The sequence below is a fragment of the Mesorhizobium sp. M1A.F.Ca.IN.022.06.1.1 genome (assembly GCF_003952605.1).
Lineage (GTDB): Bacteria > Pseudomonadota > Alphaproteobacteria > Rhizobiales > Rhizobiaceae > Mesorhizobium.
On the sequence record NZ_CP034455.1, the window covers coordinates 1,257,196 to 1,272,674 of the forward strand.

The 15,479-nt window shown below is 65.7% G+C and carries 17 protein-coding genes; all 17 read right to left on the reverse strand.

Annotated elements, in window-relative coordinates:
• Positions 1–61: 61 nt before the first annotated feature.
• The 17 genes from EJ078_RS06335 to EJ078_RS06415 all read right to left on the reverse strand — a co-directional run bounded on the left by EJ078_RS06335 (position 62) and on the right by EJ078_RS06415 (position 15,471).
• The gene (locus EJ078_RS06335; RefSeq protein WP_208721101.1) at positions 62–1,594 is read right to left on the reverse strand and encodes a phage tail protein; all 1,533 of its coding nucleotides are present in this window, start codon (positions 1,592–1,594) and stop codon (positions 62–64) included.
• Positions 1,595–1,668: 74 nt separating this feature from the next.
• Positions 1,669–2,190, reverse strand: coding sequence for a DUF4376 domain-containing protein (locus tag EJ078_RS06340; protein ID WP_208721102.1), 522 nt, complete (start codon positions 2,188–2,190; stop codon positions 1,669–1,671).
• A gap of 239 nt (positions 2,191–2,429) precedes the next feature.
• The gene (locus tag EJ078_RS06345) at positions 2,430–3,173 is read right to left on the reverse strand and encodes a hypothetical protein (RefSeq protein ID WP_208721106.1); all 744 of its coding nucleotides are present in this window, start codon (positions 3,171–3,173) and stop codon (positions 2,430–2,432) included.
• Between the two features lie 2 nt (positions 3,174–3,175).
• Positions 3,176–4,126 (reverse strand): hypothetical protein, encoded by a 951-nt coding sequence (locus EJ078_RS06350; RefSeq protein WP_127335099.1) that lies wholly within the window; start codon positions 4,124–4,126, stop codon positions 3,176–3,178.
• 101 nt (positions 4,127–4,227) lie between these two features.
• Positions 4,228–6,372: a DUF4815 domain-containing protein gene (locus tag EJ078_RS30170; RefSeq protein WP_348627315.1), complete on the reverse strand. Its 2,145-nt coding sequence runs from the start codon at positions 6,370–6,372 to the stop codon at positions 4,228–4,230.
• Positions 6,261–7,466 (reverse strand): DUF4815 domain-containing protein, encoded by a 1,206-nt coding sequence (locus EJ078_RS30665; RefSeq protein ID WP_208721110.1) that lies wholly within the window; start codon positions 7,464–7,466, stop codon positions 6,261–6,263. Before EJ078_RS30665 ends, EJ078_RS30170 begins: the two co-directional genes overlap by 112 nt.
• A 6-nt stretch (positions 7,467–7,472) precedes the next feature.
• Positions 7,473–8,600 carry a phage tail protein gene (locus EJ078_RS06365; protein ID WP_208721112.1) on the reverse strand — a complete coding sequence of 376 codons (1,128 nt, stop codon included), beginning with the start codon at positions 8,598–8,600 and terminating at the stop codon, positions 7,473–7,475.
• Positions 8,597–9,460, reverse strand: coding sequence for a baseplate J/gp47 family protein (locus EJ078_RS06370; RefSeq protein WP_208721114.1), 864 nt, complete (start codon positions 9,458–9,460; stop codon positions 8,597–8,599). The genes EJ078_RS06365 and EJ078_RS06370 overlap by 4 nt, the downstream gene beginning before the upstream one ends.
• A gap of 2 nt (positions 9,461–9,462) precedes the next feature.
• The gene (locus tag EJ078_RS06375; RefSeq protein ID WP_095781607.1) at positions 9,463–9,855 is read right to left on the reverse strand and encodes a GPW/gp25 family protein; all 393 of its coding nucleotides are present in this window, start codon (positions 9,853–9,855) and stop codon (positions 9,463–9,465) included.
• Positions 9,852–10,031 carry a hypothetical protein gene (locus EJ078_RS06380; RefSeq protein WP_208721116.1) on the reverse strand — a complete coding sequence of 60 codons (180 nt, stop codon included), beginning with the start codon at positions 10,029–10,031 and terminating at the stop codon, positions 9,852–9,854. Before EJ078_RS06380 ends, EJ078_RS06375 begins: the two co-directional genes overlap by 4 nt.
• Before the next feature lie 9 nt (positions 10,032–10,040).
• On the reverse strand, positions 10,041–10,586 hold the full coding sequence (locus EJ078_RS06385) for a phage baseplate assembly protein V (RefSeq protein WP_127215574.1): 546 nt from the start codon (positions 10,584–10,586) through the stop codon (positions 10,041–10,043).
• Positions 10,586–11,395 carry a hypothetical protein gene (locus EJ078_RS06390; RefSeq protein WP_208721118.1) on the reverse strand — a complete coding sequence of 270 codons (810 nt, stop codon included), beginning with the start codon at positions 11,393–11,395 and terminating at the stop codon, positions 10,586–10,588. Before EJ078_RS06390 ends, EJ078_RS06385 begins: the two co-directional genes overlap by 1 nt.
• A 91-nt stretch (positions 11,396–11,486) precedes the next feature.
• Entirely contained in the window at positions 11,487–11,879 is a 393-nt protein-coding gene (locus tag EJ078_RS06395) for a hypothetical protein (protein ID WP_208721125.1), read from the reverse strand.
• 24 nt (positions 11,880–11,903) lie between these two features.
• Complete coding sequence (locus EJ078_RS06400) at positions 11,904–12,140, reverse strand: hypothetical protein (protein WP_127246326.1); 237 nt, start codon at positions 12,138–12,140, stop codon at positions 11,904–11,906.
• A 53-nt stretch (positions 12,141–12,193) separates the two neighbouring features.
• On the reverse strand, positions 12,194–13,249 hold the full coding sequence (locus tag EJ078_RS06405) for a major capsid protein (protein ID WP_208721127.1): 1,056 nt from the start codon (positions 13,247–13,249) through the stop codon (positions 12,194–12,196).
• Positions 13,250–13,313: 64 nt separating this feature from the next.
• A complete protein-coding gene (locus tag EJ078_RS06410; RefSeq protein ID WP_208721129.1) occupies positions 13,314–14,090 on the reverse strand; it encodes a hypothetical protein in 777 nt (258 codons plus the stop codon).
• A gap of 46 nt (positions 14,091–14,136) precedes the next feature.
• Positions 14,137–15,471 carry a S49 family peptidase gene (locus tag EJ078_RS06415; protein ID WP_208721131.1) on the reverse strand — a complete coding sequence of 445 codons (1,335 nt, stop codon included), beginning with the start codon at positions 15,469–15,471 and terminating at the stop codon, positions 14,137–14,139.
• Positions 15,472–15,479: the final 8 nt, after the last annotated feature.

Below are 15,479 nucleotides of genomic sequence, written 5' to 3' on the forward strand. Positions count from 1 at the left end.
TCGTGCCGCGCCCCGCCGGAGCCGCAGGCGGCAAAGCCGCCGGTGCGCGGCGTGAGGCAGATCAAGAAACGAGATTTTGGCGAGCCAAAAGCTCGTCGATCGTCGCCTGCAGGGCCGGTGCATAGGGACGGCTGGTCATGGTCAGGCGGCGGAACACCGGCGCTTCCTCGAATTGCGCGTCGATATAGATATGGCCGGAGCGCAGATCCTGCGCGTTGTTCAATTCCGGATCGAAGCGGCACTTGAAGCCGAGGATGTCGCCGTTCGCCTCGGCCTTGGCGAGGATGTCGTGCACGGTGTTGACCACCGACTGGATCGTCTGCGTGGTCAGGTTGAACTTGCCCAGGAACTGGCGCAGCGTGCGCAGGCAGGTCAGCTCGATGAAGTCGCGGCCGCGCACCTTGTGATATTGCTGCCAGATCGTCTGGTCCGACAGATTGTCGGTGCCGATATAGACGAAGCCGCCATCGGCGATGGCGAAGTCGTCGCCGCTGTCGCCGCGCGCGATGATGCCGCCTTGGGCGGCCAGGATTTCCTGTCCTTCCGTCGAGCCGTCGGTGAGCGAGAAGCGATAGTTTTGCTCCGGCCCGACGATGCCGTAAAGCGCCTGGTTGGCCCAGGAGCGGAATGGCCGGCCGTCATTCTCATAGTCGCGGCGCACGGCGACGCCGGCGACACGAGGCGCGGCGGGGCGGGTTACGACATCGCCGGACGCGTCGAGGCGCTTGATGCCGGGCGTCACCGGGATCAGACGGTCGGACGACAGCGTCTCGCGCCACTGTGTGAAGGCGGCAAGGCCGTTCGGCCCATCGACGATCGCCACGGCGAGGATCTTGTTCAGCACCTCGGGCAGCGCCGCGCAGACGGCGTTGGCGAGTTCCTCGACTTCTGCCGTCGAGGTCGGCAGCACCTTGCCGGCGTCGACGCCGCCGCCGCTGAAGGAGACGTTGAGCGGCGCGGACAGGTACGCTCCGGGCGTGTCGATGACGAGCGAAGCCACCTTCTGGGCGTCGGGGCCGATGCCCATGACGGCATGCGCGGTCGGCAGCACCTTGTTCGGATCGGCGCCGCCGCCGGTGAACTCGACGGCCGGAGCGACGGTCATGTTGGACCCTTGTGTCGTCAGCGTCAGGCCGGTCAGCGCGCCGAACTGCTGCGTCGTGTATCCCGGCACCAGGATGAGGCGCGGATAGACGCCGAGATCGGCGCCGGCATTGACGAAAGCGTTGATGCCGGTGCCGGCGACCGACGAGCCGACGATGTTGGCGATGGTGGCGGCGATGTCGGCGCCCTCGGCGACGCGGTTGACCACGAGCTGGGCGGCGACCTGGTAGGGGCCGAGCTGCGCATTGATGCCTTCCACGGCGTCGACGAACAGCGAATCGGGATCGCAGAGCGCGAGCTTGGTCGTGTCGTTCGAATTCAGGCGGACGGCGACACCGGCCGGGAATGCCGCGTCGAAAGCCGCCTGCAGAGCCGTCGGCGCCTTGGCGAAGGGCATGCAGATGCCAACGACGCTCATCAGCGCATTCGACGGCACGGCCGCCTCGTTGGCGTCGCGGCGGATTGTGATCCCGAAGACGGGGTCGGTCATGACAGTCTCTCCTGTGGGTTGAAACAAAAAAGCCCGCGAAGGCGGGCAGCGAAGACAGAGGCCTCCAGTCTGGTCTAAGACGGCCAGCCTGCGTCGATATCGATCCCGTCGAGCGCCGCAAGATTCGCCGCAGCCATAATCTCTTCCGAAAGCGTCCTCGCTCGACTGAAGCACGCCTGTACATGGCGCCCGACGGCGATGCCTATCGCTGTGATGCTGGCCGCATCCAGCGTTACCCAAACACCAGGCTGCGCCTCCCAATCGATCGTGTCGAGTCCGGGGTCGTTCTGGAACAAGGCTACCGCCCCAGTGATCTTGGCTTGGCTGTTGGCGTCGGTGCGAACCGGCGCCCCCCCGACCACGATCCCGCCTGTCTCGACCTGCCAGCGCTTGTCGGCCAAGGCGGCAAGCTTAAGGTCGCGAACGGCGGAAAACGGCAGATCAGCGACGACGTATCCCAAGGTCGCCGTGCTATCCGTGACTTCCCACTCTTCGATCGGCGCGAGCTGCCGCGTTTGCTTGGCCGGATCGAACGTCGGCGGCTGATCCACGAGCTTCAGTCCGAAGCCTGCAGCGACAAGTTCGTCGTCGGTCAAGAGCCGAGCCGTCTCCGGCGTGTCCCCAATCCGCCAACCGGGATGCCCCTTGACCAAACGAGTGCCATCGATAAGTAGAACTAGAAATTGCATGGTTTCTCTCGGGGAAGGGGTGGGGAAATGGCTGGCACAGCAATCCTGATCTTAGCAATCGTGATCGCTCTGATCCTTCTGGCGGGTTTTATAGGGTTTGCTTTCCTGCCACAGACGTATCCCGAAGACGGTTCGGACTAGATGCCTCAAGGCTGAGGCTTGAACGAAACAGCGACGCCGGCGCTGTCCGCGACGGAGCCAGATGCCGTTGCGGTGATCGCCACTCCGGTTGCTGCGGAAGCGTAGGCTTTGTGTGCTCCGGTCACATAGTCGTTGCTGAGCGTATCTCGCTCGAAATCCTCGACAAGCTCGGACCATGCCCACCCATTGCCAGCGGTGAGAGTTCCTCGGCCCATTGCGCAGCCTATAATCACGCCGCCATCGGCAACATCGAGGGATATATTGATCGGGGACGTGGCGTCACTGGCCGTTGTGAGAGGCGTAATGTCAGCGCCCAACAGACTGAACACTCCGAGATCATGGCCACCTGATGCGCCAGCGGTAAGGCTGACCGATGCCGTTCCAGACGAGCCGGTATTGACCACTGCGGCAGCTATGCCTGCGCGGCTCTGCCCGCTCCCCAACTCAACAAGCGGGGTAAGCGCCACCCCCATGACATTGCCGGAAGAGAAGCTGCCGCCGTTGAATTGTCCCCAAGCAACGACCATGACCCGTTGCTGACCGACCTCGGGCAGCGGAACGCCGGAGAAGGTGAAACCCGGATCACCCGCGCCGTGGTAGGCAACCGCGATGTCGGAACTCCACACAGGCTTCCAGATGCCGGCGACATCTGCGAAGCCCTTTCTCACCTTCTGCCAAACACCGGCACGCCTGGTCCATTTGGGGGCGATTGGCTTCCAGATACCGGCGTCCCTCGCAAAAGCGGCCATACCTACACCTGAAACCAAACGTCGCCATCAACGCCACCGCTTGGCGCGGACGTCGAGATCGTCAGCGATCGGCTCGCCATGGTCCCGATGCCGAGAATGGCTTTTGTCTGTGCAATGGATTGCGGGCGGGCGTAGTTGTCGCCGGTTCCGTCCGAAGAGATGCGCCCAAAAAAGCCCGTCACTGCATCGGCACCATTGGCATAGGTCGAGCGGAACAGGCGAGTTGTGATGTCGCCCGAGGCATCGCGTTGCGCGAGAGTGTTCGCGGTCGCGGCCGTTGCGGCGGCCACAAGCCCAAGCAAGGTCCGCATCGCAGCATAGTCGGCGGCTGAGATCAGCGAGCGGCCGTTCGCCGAGGCGTCCGTGATGTCGGCGACGGCAATCGCCAAGGCCGTTTTCAGGCTGGCAGCGCTGATCGCGCCGGAAAGGCCGGCCACCGACGCCACGGCGTCGGTGTTGTCGATTTTCACCCATTTGGTGCCGTCCGAGACGACCCAATCGCCGACCTTCCAGTCGGTGATCCCGCCGACGCTCGTCGCGCCGGCCACGGACACCATGTAGTACCAGCCCTTGTTCCCGGCTGCGGCCGCCGGGATGGTCGGGGTGTTGGTGTTGGCGTTCCAGTCGCCCTGATAATTGAGCGAGCCGAAGAGCGTCGAAGGTAGTTGCGCAGCCGGCACCTTCCCGGTCGCGTCGAGGCTGGCATAGCCGTTCGCGTTGCCCTTTTCCGAGCCGTCCTGCTTGCTGTCGAGCGCGGCCTGCAGGCCGGTCGTGTCGGCGATGACGTGGCTGTGGACCAGCAGCGCGCGCTGCGCGACCGAGACGAGCAGGCCGGCAATGTCGAGGTCGATCGCTGAGAGCGCCGCGATCAGCCGCAGAACGTCGTCCACGAGGTTGTTGCTGCCGTCCGGAAGCTGGTAGTTCCGGTTCGGCGTGGTGTTTTCAACGGCCATTTGGCGGTCCCAGTTTGAAGGTTAAGCCCGCGACCGCGGGCCGGCGATCGTTCGCCGCCCCGCCGGAGCCGCAGGCGGCGCCGGTGCGCGGCGCGAGGCAGTCAAGGCGCAGAGATCGCCCGGAAGTCGTAGGCCATCGGCCGCGCCGCCGGCGTGCCGTTCGACGTAATCCGAAGCCGCCCGACAGGGTTCGCGGTGAAGCCGGCGAGACTGTACTTCCGCTCGACCCAGCCCGCGTCCTGAAGCGGGGTCTGCGTCACCTGCGGAACCGGGGTCCAAACATCGTTGGCGGCGTCAACGTGCAGCGCGATCGTCGCTCCGGTCGGGATCTTGGTCTTAAGGTAGGCCAGGATGTCGACGAGTGTTCCCATGTCGAAGGCGCGCGTCACATAGGTGCCTGTCGTCTGCAGCTCACCCTGGATCGCCAGGATCACCGGGAACACCACGGGCGAGACCTTGGCCGCGCCCGACAACACTGCCCGCACCTGGACGTTGCCGGTGTAGAACGACTGCAGTTCCCACGCCTGGTCGGGATTGAGCAGTGTGATCGAGCCGTCGTCGAGTTCGACCTCGAAATGCATCGCCGCCGCCGCGGTCGGCAGCTCGACCTCGGCGCGGATCAGGAGATCGCTCATGTTGGCGACCGCGAAGGTGCCGACATTGACGGTCTTGGTCGCCGGCGCGAATTTAGCCGCAACCAGCCGGAAGCAGATGTCCTCGTCCTGGTGCGGCGTCCAGGTGACGGCGTTCGACGACGACAGCATGACGCCGACCGAATAGGGCTGCGCGGCGACCGGCTGCTGCAGGTCGGCATCGAAGTCGCCGAGCTTGGCGGTCTTTATCGAATGGTTGCCATCGTTGGTCTTGACGACGAAGGCGTATTCGATGCCGCCGGCGAGCCAGATCGGATAGGGGAAGCGGATCTCGGTCCACTGGCCGATCACCGCTGCGTTCATGTCGTAGAACGCCTGGGCGATGACGTTGACGGTCGGGATGCCGTTGGCGACCTCGACAAGCTCGAGCACAATCGGATTGTCGGGATCGCCGACCAGGCAGACCTTCAGGTTGACGCCGGCGATGTGCCGGCCTTCGGTCAATGTGAAGGTCTGGGCCAGCGGATCCGAACGGCTGCCGCCGTTCCCGCCACCGCCGGTCTGGCCGCCCGTTTCGCGCGGCGCGGTGACAGAGGTCTGCTGCACCGTGGTGGTGACGACGCGACGCAGCGTCTCGACGTCGATCGTGCCCTGGCCGACAAAGATGGCGGCGGCTTTCGAGCCGCCGGCGCCCTGCGCGACCAGTCCCTTTGAGCCCGCCGGCACATTGGCCGGGATGGTGAAGCTGCTGACGATCTGGCCGGAGCCGTCGGCGCCGAGGCCGCCAGGGTTGACGTCGATGCCGTCGAATTCGAGCTTGGTCAGGTTCTCGCCCGCACCGAAGCCTTTGATCGTGAACTGCAGCGGTATCTGGCGCAGATAGGCCAGCGTCTCCTCGCGGGTCGAGCTCTCGATGGTCTCCTTCTGCGTGGTCGTCGTGGTTGTCGTGGTGCGGCCGGCGGTCGACCTCGACGTGGTGATGACAACCGGCGACGACAGAGCCGCCGCGCTGTCGGAGGCCCATTCGGTGGCGCTCTCCGTCCAGTAGTCGACCGGCGGATTGATTGTCATCGACGCCGGCAGGGGCGTGAAATTCTGATAGGGATTGATCTTGGTGCAGCGAGTGGCCAGCGCCTGCTCGACCGCCACTTCTTCCGTCCAGCCGAGCAGCGTCACGCCCGCCAGGTTGATCGAATGGAAGCTGGGGTCGATCGCCAGCCGCAGCAGGCCGCCGAACACAGCCGCGGTCTGCGGCTCGCCCTCGTCACGGTAGCGATCGGAGGTGAAGGGATCGACGAAGACGCCGTTCTTCGAGATCGGCTCGCGGCTGTCGATGTCGCGTTGCAGGCGCTCGAGGGCGATCAGGTCCAGAGCGTCGACCAGGCTGTTATACATCCGGTCGATCTTCGCCATGGTGTAGGCGCGCACGCCGATATTGGTGACGTTCGGCGTGCCGGTCCAGATGTTCTCGACCAGCGCGAGCGGCAGCACGTCGGCCGGCACCGTCGGCGGCAGCGCGTTGGTGCGGCTCGAAACGCCCTTCAGGTAGACTGAATTGCCGTCGCTATCCAAGCCGAGCACGTCGACGCGCGGCAGCTTGAAGTCATAGTCGACCTGGATTTGCCCGCCATTGACGCCGCCGGCGACGGTGATGGTGGTTGGGTGATATCCGTTGCCGAGACGATGCCTAGATAGCGGTATTTGACGGTGTAGCTCGACCCGGTCGCGGGCTCGGCGCCGCCGGCCGCCCAGGACACCAGGTCGCCGGCCTTGGTATAGTCGGCCGGCGTCGCATAGGTCGTCGCGCCTTGCTTCACCTCGAGGATGGCGGTGACGCCGGTGTTGGTGAGCGCGTCCGAGCCGTTCGGCGTGCCGCCACGCACAACGGTCTCGGTCACTTCCTTCTCGACCAGAACTTCGCGGATCGTGGCGATCGGCCCGTGATTGAGGGTGACGATAGTCGGGTTCGTGCCGAAGGTGTGCACCTCGGTCGGGATGCGGAACAGATCGAAGCTTTCCGTCTCACGGTGGCGCAGCGCCGCATAGCGCGTGCGCTTCTGGCCCTTGATGTTGGCGACGCCCTCGGCGATCGAGAAGACCTGGTCGGCGCCATCCTTGCCCAGCGCCGAGACGGAGCAGCCGGAGACGATATAGTTGCCGTTCGCGTCGAAGTCGTAGATCGCGAGCTGCGCGTTGATGCCGGTCAGGTTCGGCGGCGGCGTCTGGTCGATCGCCACACCGTCCTTCAACAGGTAGACCGAATAGAGATCGCCCTCGCCGCCGTCGCCGGAGAAGCCCCAGGCGAGCGCGAACACGACGCGCGCGGCGCCCGCTTCCCCCTCGGACAGCGAGCCCGGCATCAGGCCCAGCAGAGCGGGCTCCTCGAGCTCGGTGACATAAGTTTTGAGCAGGCGCACCCCAATGTGCACGGCACCTGTCATCGGCACGTCTGTCAGCACCGCCGCCGGCGCGTCGAGAACACGGCCTGCCACATAGAGCTTGCCGGCGATCAGCGTGACGGTTTGCGCCGCAACATCGATGATGATGTCGGCGCCTTCGACGCGGTCGCCGTCGCGCGCGACCAGATTGCCGATCGAACGGATCTTCCGCTGAAGGATGGTCTGGGCCTCGACCATCTCGGCCGCCTGACCAATCTTGCCTTCACGGTTGAGCACGCTGTCCCACAGCGGAAACTGCGGTGCGCGGTCATAGGCGCCGGTCAGGTTCGACTCGTGCTCGTAAGCCATTTTGCCTCAGCTGATTTTCAAGAGCGCACGAAAGCGTTCGCGCGAGGTTTTGCCGAGAAGCGCCGGCGCGATATCGAAGCCGCCGACCATGGCGCCACCCGCGATTGCGGCGCCGGGCAGCCAGCGGATACCGGCGGGGTGTGCGCCGACGGGCACGCCGCCGAGCGTGACGCTCCAGGATTGGATGGTCTCGCCCTCGCCTTCGCCGAAATCCATCATGGCTTCGACATAAAGGTTCGGACCGGCGCCGCTTGCCACGACCCAGCTTTGCCCGGCGGCCTGGTAGTACCCGCCGAAGGAAGCGTTGACCGGCCGGTAGACCCGCGCCTTGCGGAAGCCGATCGGCGAGCCGTCCTCACGATAGACGCCGATCCAGCACGACTTGGCGAGCAGCGCGGTGGCGATGATCTGCGCCCGCGACAGAGCGGCGTCCGAGACCCATTTCAGGCCGGGCGTGTTCCAGGGGAACGGCCCCCAGCCGATCGACCCGCCCTCGACCGGCTCGATCCAGGCGCCAAGCGCGGTCAGCTCGGCTTCCGTCAGATCGTGCTGGCCGGCATCGAAGGTGCGGCCGAAGGACCATTTGACGCCGCCGGCGTGGAGGAACACGCCGGAGTTGTCGCCCCAGATGCCGTCGCCCCACCTGGTGTAGGCCCAGTCGTGCTCGCGCACATTGTAGCCGTTCCAGGCGCGGTAGAACTCGGAGCGGACCGGGTCCGACAGGCGCACCACGGCCTCGATCGTGCCGAGATCATCCTCGTCGTCGCGGAAACGGTCGAGCTCAAGTTCATAGAAGTGCCAGCGGGTGCGGCGCACCGGCGCCTCGTAGAAGGTCGAGAAGGCGTAGCCGACCCATGTCAGGCTTTCGGCCACACCCTGCGGCGTGCCTTTCACGCGCTGCCAGCGGAGACCGTATTCGATAACCGAGGCGAGATCGGGAAGATATTGCGTAATCGCGCCGAGCCCGTATTCCACGAGGAGCCAGGGCAGGATCGAGGGCTGCACCGGCGCGAATTTGAAGCCGCGCAGTTCGTCGAAACCGGGCTCAAGCTCCGGCAGCCGGTCGAGCGATTCCGCGAGCGCGCGCTCGAAGGCCGTCGCGTTCTGCGGCAGCAGGTTCTGCCGTTCGCTCACCGGTCGCGGCCCTTGAAGGTGAGCGTCACCGTGCCAAGCTTCACCGCGGCGCCGTCATCCACGGTCGTGTCGGTCACCGGAACGGTCAGCGACACTCTCTGCACGCCCGGCGCCTGCAGCTTGGCTGTCAGCCAGGAGCGCGTGACGTTGAAGCCGAGACCGCCCTCCTCGGCCATCGCCTGCCGAAGCAGGGTTTCGAGACTGTCGAACACTGTGATCGGCGTCGTCGGCAGAAGCCAGATGTCGGCCGCCACATTGACCGTGGCGCTGGTGGCGGAAACCACGGTGACGCGGTCAGAAATGACGCGGACGCTGTTCTTCTGCACCTCGTTGTTCACGCCCGCCAGAAGCGCTGCGTCGGGCTCGCCGAAATTGTCGGTCGCAAGCACGGCGATGCGGATGTCCGGTCCGGTGCCGACGCGATAGACGGCGACATCCTTGACCCGGATGCTGGCCCGGAAGGCGGCGCTTTTGTACCAGTCTTCGGAGCCGGCTGTTGAGCGGCCGGAAATGGCGACCACAGTGCGGGCGCGCAGCCTGGCATCAGTTTCGCCGGTCAGGCGGATGACGTCATAGAACGCAGCCAGGTGATCGAGATCGGCGCCGGCCGCGAAGGCCAGCAGGTTGGCTTTGACCGCGTCGTTGATCGCCGCCCTGTAGAGCACCTCGCGAAAGGCGCCGACCTGCAGCTGGATGTTGCCGGGCTCTCCCTCGAGATCGATGATGCCGGTGACGTCTAGCCCGTAGCTGGTCGCCAGGTCGATGAAGACGGCCTTGATCGCGGCGAGAGCGTCGGCCTCCGACGTGACGGTGATCGCCTGCGGTGTCGGCAATCCCTCGAGCGTGGAAAGATCGAGCATCGCTACCCCGTTACGATCAGTTGGCCGCCGGCCTGACCGAGGCGCAGCGAGACGGTGCCGGCCGGCGTGAAGTCGCCGAGATGGGCGCGCGGCCGGTAAATGCCTTCGATGACCCAGGCGGAAGCGCCGGCGCGGTCGAGTGTCAGCGGCGAGATGCGCGTCGGCGTGAGGCGCGGCTCGAAAAGCAGGATCACGGCCGCGACCGACCACTGGAAGCGGATGACGGTCTGGACGTTGGCGAGCTCGCCGAGCAGCGCCGGGACCGGACTGCCGACATATTCACGCAAGACGCGCTCGAAATAGCGTGTCGTCAGCAGGATCTCGATCGCCTGGATGACGTTGTCCCAGCCGCTCTGCCGCAGCCCGGTCGAGCGGTCCATGCCGAATTGCGTCACTTGCGCTTCCCGCGTCTGCCCTTCGCCGGAGCGTCGCCCGATCCATCAGCCTTCGGCTGCGCCGGCTCGACGACATGGCCGCGCAGCCGCTCATAAGCCGCCTGCGACGGCGTCATTTCGACGGCGGTGCCGGCCACGCCAAGGTGCGGCGCGCGCTTGGTGACAACGAGTTTCATGGGGGCCTCCTAGTCGGCGGCGAATACTTTCGAGGAGCCCTCGACGATCGGCCAAAGGCCGGTCGAAGATCCCGACATGACATGGACGCGATCGCCGATGCGGGCGACCTTCTTGCCCTCGGCCGCGCCGAGGTCGACGCGGGATGCCGACAGTTCCGCGCGGTAGCCGCCGCCGTCGAACAGCATCGTCGCCCCGCCGAAGGTCGACAGGATCCGCGTCCCCGGATCGGACGACGGGGATGCGTTCTGGTCCGAATAGGTCATCGGCAGCGCGACCGCCTGGCGCATGTCGCCATGCGGCGCGACCAGCATCATCTGCTGGCCTTGCGTCGGCGGCCGCCAGGACTTTTCGGTGCCGGCGATCTCGCCCCACGGCCGCAGCGGCGACAGGAATTCGCGGCCATTGGCGTCCGACAGCAAGAGCTGCACGCGCTTGGCGTCGTGATCGACCTTCTTCACCGTGCCGAACCGCAGGTTGCCGGCGACCATGCGCTTTAGCGCGGCGATATCGGCCTGCAGGCCGAGGATGACCTTCACCAGTTCCGTGTCATGCATCAGGCGGACCCGCCGAGATCGGGATCGGGCAGAATATCGTCCGTCAGTTCGGTCTGCTCGCCGTTGATGACGGTGCCGACCTGGTCGAACCCGACGACTTCGCCGGCATCGGGCGGTGCGACGCCCAGCATGGCCGGCACCGCGGCCGTGGTCATCAGGGTCGACTGGATCTTCTGCCAGCTCATCAGGTCGAAGCCCTTGGCGAACTCGCCGCGCATGATGACGACCGCAGACTGGTAGTCCGGGACCGTCGCCAGTTTGGTCAGTGCCGCGTCAATGACGGGAGGCAGCTCGGCGCCCGGAGCGGGATCGCAGACCGGCTCGATCTCAATCTCGACCATGCGGATGGCGTGCTTGCGGCCGCCTTCCGGATCGACGCCGCGAGCGGCCTTCACCGGCCCGATCGCGGCGACAAGCGAGCGGAAGCATTCCGCGAAGGCATTGTTGGGATCGGACAGCACGCGCCGCCACTGCCGGTCGAGCATGTCGAGCGAGAATTCAAGACCGGCATCGGTCGGCGCGATCTCGATCTGGTTGACCGCCTGGCCGTCGGTCGTCTGATAGGTGACGCTCGAGGCAACGATCAGGTCGAGCGCGAAGGTCACGGTGCCGGAGGTGACGAAGAAACCCTCGTTCTGGCCGGCATACTTGCTCTCGTCGATGCGAACGAGGATGACCGGCGCCTGTCGGTCGCTCATGATCGAAGACAGCGCCTCGATCGAGGAATCGGTGACGCCGTCGGCGGCGATGGTGTTGCCGCGCAGCGCCTGCACTGCAAGCATGCGCAGCATGGCGTTGACCAGGCTCATCCGTTCTGTTCTTGGCTCGCCGCGGCTTCGCCGCTCGCTGCGGACGGCCGGGCAAACGTGCCCGACGCGCGGTTGCCGCCTTCGGCGGAGATCACGGCGCCGCCTTCAGGTTCGACAGATAGAACACGATCACCTCGGGCAGGTCATCGACGACGCGCTCGATCGAATAGATCGGCTCGGCCGGGCGGCTGGTGACCTCGCACTGATCGCCGGTCTTCGGCAGCCAGGCCATATCGGCGCGCGGGATCGAAGCGGTGCACAGCCGGCCGGCGTAGCGGGTCGGGGCCATGCCGCGATCGCGGCCGCCGAGGAATTCCAGGTCCGGATCGATGTCGAACCGGCCTTTCAGGCCGAGCATGGCCGGGCGCGACGGATCGTCGGCTACCGACATCTCGCCACGCAGCTTGGCGCGGATGGTGATCAGGTCGCCCATGCGGGAGCGCGTCTCATGGACAAGGCGCGATCGGGCTGCACGAATATCCATGAAAGGCTCCGAAAAGGTGAGGCCTCAGGCCTGGCCGAGGTCCATCTGGCTGGCCTCGTCCGCCTTCACGAGGTCAACCTTGCTGGCTGGGCGCGCGGCACCCTTTGCGACAAGATCGTCGAGCTGCTTCTTGTCGACGTCGATGATTGATCCAGGCGCCTTCACCTCGATTTCTGCGCGCTTGATTGTCTTGCCTTCCAGGCTCTTCTCGCCCGGCGACTTGCACAGGTGAACGGTGCTCAAAGCAACGGCTTTGACCATGATGCTTTCTCCAATGATGTTGAAATGCCGAGAACGATGCCGGACCGGGGCAATCAGCCGAGGACCGTCGCCTTCAGCGTCGCGTTCGGATTGACGGGCACCATCAGCGGCGCCGACTGGGTGAGGATCTGCTCGATCGCCACATCGCCTTCAGGGATGTAGTTGCGCGGGAAGATCGGCAGCGCCTCGAACTGCGCATGCACGTCGACGATCGTGCCGAAGCAGCGATAGCCCTGCACGTTCGGACCGGTCAGCACGACATCCTTGGGCGACATGAACGGAGTGACCGAGCCGTTGACGGTGTAGTAGTCCTTATAGACCCAGACTTCGATACCGCCACCGAGCGTGCCGCCATAGCGGACCTCGCCGGTGCTCATGAGGCCGGTCTTGATCGTCAGGTCGGCATTGCCGCGCCGGGTCAAGTCCATCTCGGCAAGGATCTCGCTGTCGCGTCGCATGACACCCCAGGCATCCGTGCCGACGGTGATGCGGTTCGGCGCGCCGCCGAACTCGGCCGAATGCATCATGTCGGCCCAGCCCTGAATATCGTCCAGGATGGACACGCCGGGATCGCCCCAGCGCGCGCCGGCGCCGAGCACCACGGTGTGTCCGGCTGCTCGACCGAAGTCGACCAGCCGCTGCGGCATGTCCTTGCCTTCGATGACGACCTTGCCGTCGATGACGGCCTTGGCGGCCATCCATTCCCAGAGCCTTTCGACCGCAACGCGATGGAACTGCAGGATGTCGGCTTTGACCGCATCGTAGCGCGCCGCGGGGCTCTGCGAATTGGGACCGAGCAAGGTGCCCGGGCGGCGGGTGAGAGCCCGCAGCGGCGACACCGGATCGCTGGCCTTGACATAACCCGGCTTGAAGCGCTCGACGCGCGCGCCTTCCTCGTAGATCGCCCGGCCCTGAGCCATTGGGGCGACGAATGGCGCGAGCTTCCGCCCCGAACGCGGAATCTTCTCCAGGTCGATATATTCGTCGGTCGATGACATCTGGTTGGGGAAGAGAAGATCGAGCCAGTAGCTCGGCACGATGTCGAGTTCGCGGAACACACCGAGCAGGGTGTGCGTATCCCAAAGTTCGTAGTTGTCGAAATCCGCCATGGTCGTGGCCCTTGTGAAAGATGCGGCCGAGGCCGCGATTGGGTTGAGGCTTTGCGCCCTGCGCTCAGAGCCGCTTGCGGACGAGGATGTTGGTGGGCGCCGGCGCGCTCCGGAAAGCCGCCTCGCGCTTGTCATCCGTGTTGAACGAAACATCCCAATTGAGCGCATCCGGATTGAAATTGCCGGCCCGGTAGATCGCGACGCGCTGAGCGACATCGGTGTCGACCACCGGGGCAGTCGTGATGCCGAGCGGCGCCACACCGATCTGATCCGCCCCGCCGACGAGGGTGGTGTTCGAAAATGCGATGGCCGCGCCGGTCTCGATGGTTGCGATCGCGTTGCCGGGCGCTCCCGCGGTCTTGGCGACGATACCGACGATCCCGGCGGCATCGGACTGAGCGCTGACATCGGGATGGGGCGTGGTGAGCGAACCGTATGCGGTGCCGGCACCAGCTCCGCCATTGATCGCCGCGATCAAATTGCTGGCGGTCTCCGCCGCCGTCGCACCGATCTTGACCTGACCGGCGACAGTGGTCGGCGCAGCTTTCAAGGTATAGACCGTCGCGCCGATGGTGATGGCGTCGTCAACTGCTCCGACACCGGAGAACACCAGCCGGCCGGTCGCCTTGCTGCCGGGCACATGGACAAAAGTCGCCATGGCCAGGGTGTCCGTGGCCGCGAGGCCGACAACCGAGAAAGCCGGCAGCGCTACATCCCCTGCCACGGGAAAGTCCTCGGTGACAGGGTGCGGTATGGCCGAATTGAAGATTTCGGCGGAGGTGAACGTCTCGGATACGTCCCGTGCCGCCATGCCCGGCTGCGCAAAGGGAATGCTGGTCATGATCGACCCTTTCAGGTGAGGAGTTGCGGTTGGATGGTGCGAGGCATCAGCCCTGCCTGGCCGGTGCCCCCGTCGAGGCGCGGTAATTGGCCAGGATCCGGTTGGCCGCTTCCTGCGATGCCGCCGCGGACTTTCCAGCGCCGGGCTGCGCGAGGCCGGCCGCGGCAAGGCGCGATTTCTCATAGACCTCGGCGCCTGCGTCTACCGGGTTGAACGCCGCGACGTTGGCGACGACGAACGCGGCGACATCTTCACCCGTCATGGCAGGCGACCTGGTCGCTAGGTCGAGCGCCGCCGCCATGCGGCCGCCATCTGCCTTGACGCCCTCGGCGCCAAGGGCGGTCGTCAGGCGCTTGTTCTCGGCCGCCACGCCGGAGGCATGACCTTTGGTCTCGGCAGCCGCGACGGCCGCGTCGTGATCGGCTTTCGGAATGCCGGCAACTTCAAAGGCTGCGGGCGCGCCGGTGGTCTCGCTCATGGATGTGCTCCCTTTCTGCGGGGTTGAGCGCCCGCCGTTCGGCGTGGAGGCGCGGGAAAGTTCGGCAAGTACGCTTTCGAACGAACCGACCCGGTCGGCGATGCCGGCGTCGACCGCAGCCTTGCCAATGAACGTGCGCGCTTCCGTCTTGCGCGCGGCGGCGGCGGAGAGCCTGGAGCCCCGGCCTTTGGCCACCGTGGCGAGGAATGCGCCGTAGAAGGCGTCGACTTCGGCCTGCAGGTCGTCGCGGACGGCGTCGGAAAGCGGCTCGAAAGGGTTGGCGTCGACCTTGTGGGCGCCGGCGTGGATGAGCGTCGGCGTGATGCCGTCGCGGTCCAGCTGCCGGCTGAAGTCGGCGTGCAGAAGAACGACGCCGATCGAGCCCGCTATGCCGGTTTCCGTGGTGACGATCTCGTTGGCGCCGGACGCGATGGCGTACATGGCCGAAGCCGCCATGCCGTTGACGACCGCGACGGTCCGCTTCCTTGCGGCAAGATCGCGCACGAGGGCCGCGGTTTCGAAGGCGCCCACGGCTTCGCCGCCTGGCGAATGCATGTCGAGGATGACGGACCTGACAGCCGGGTCGGCAGCTGCCGATTTCAGCTGGAAGCCGATCCCTTCGTAGGAAGTCAGACCGGAGCTGGCACCGACCCAGGCGCCGCGGTTCACCAGGGAGCCGGTGATCGTGATGATGCCAACCCCGTCGCGGGTGACGCGATACGGCACGGCGCGACGGGCGCCGTTCTCGTCCTCGACGACCGATCCCCCCTCGAATCGGGAACTCTCGGGCCCATTGACGCCGAGCCTGCCGGCAAGGACGGAAAGCACCACCTCGGCCTTGTCACGCGTGATCAGCAGCGGCCGGTTCAGCACCCGGTCGGCGATATGGATCAGCGATGTCATGGAAGCTC

What these genes read in the sequence shown, in the direction of transcription:
- EJ078_RS06415 (WP_208721131.1), bottom strand. Translation starts at nt 15,471, where the DNA reads ATGACATCGCTGATCCATATCGCCGACCGGGTGCTGAACCGGCCGCTG.
- EJ078_RS06345 (WP_208721106.1), bottom strand. Translation starts at nt 3,173, where the DNA reads ATGGCCGCTTTTGCGAGGGACGCCGGTATCTGGAAGCCAATCGCCCCC.
- EJ078_RS06395 (WP_208721125.1), bottom strand. Translation starts at nt 11,879, where the DNA reads ATGGATATTCGTGCAGCCCGATCGCGCCTTGTCCATGAGACGCGCTCC.
- EJ078_RS06335 (WP_208721101.1), bottom strand. Translation starts at nt 1,594, where the DNA reads ATGACCGACCCCGTCTTCGGGATCACAATCCGCCGCGACGCCAACGAG.
- EJ078_RS06405 (WP_208721127.1), bottom strand. Translation starts at nt 13,249, where the DNA reads ATGGCGGATTTCGACAACTACGAACTTTGGGATACGCACACCCTGCTC.
- EJ078_RS06370 (WP_208721114.1), bottom strand. Translation starts at nt 9,460, where the DNA reads ATGCTCGATCTTTCCACGCTCGAGGGATTGCCGACACCGCAGGCGATC.
- EJ078_RS06410 (WP_208721129.1), bottom strand. Translation starts at nt 14,090, where the DNA reads ATGACCAGCATTCCCTTTGCGCAGCCGGGCATGGCGGCACGGGACGTA.
- EJ078_RS06380 (WP_208721116.1), bottom strand. Translation starts at nt 10,031, where the DNA reads ATGAAACTCGTTGTCACCAAGCGCGCGCCGCACCTTGGCGTGGCCGGC.
- EJ078_RS06350 (WP_127335099.1), bottom strand. Translation starts at nt 4,126, where the DNA reads ATGGCCGTTGAAAACACCACGCCGAACCGGAACTACCAGCTTCCGGAC.
- EJ078_RS06400 (WP_127246326.1), bottom strand. Translation starts at nt 12,140, where the DNA reads ATGGTCAAAGCCGTTGCTTTGAGCACCGTTCACCTGTGCAAGTCGCCG.
- EJ078_RS30665 (WP_208721110.1), bottom strand. Translation starts at nt 7,466, where the DNA reads ATGGCTTACGAGCACGAGTCGAACCTGACCGGCGCCTATGACCGCGCA.
- EJ078_RS06390 (WP_208721118.1), bottom strand. Translation starts at nt 11,395, where the DNA reads ATGAGCCTGGTCAACGCCATGCTGCGCATGCTTGCAGTGCAGGCGCTG.
- EJ078_RS06385 (WP_127215574.1), bottom strand. Translation starts at nt 10,586, where the DNA reads ATGCATGACACGGAACTGGTGAAGGTCATCCTCGGCCTGCAGGCCGAT.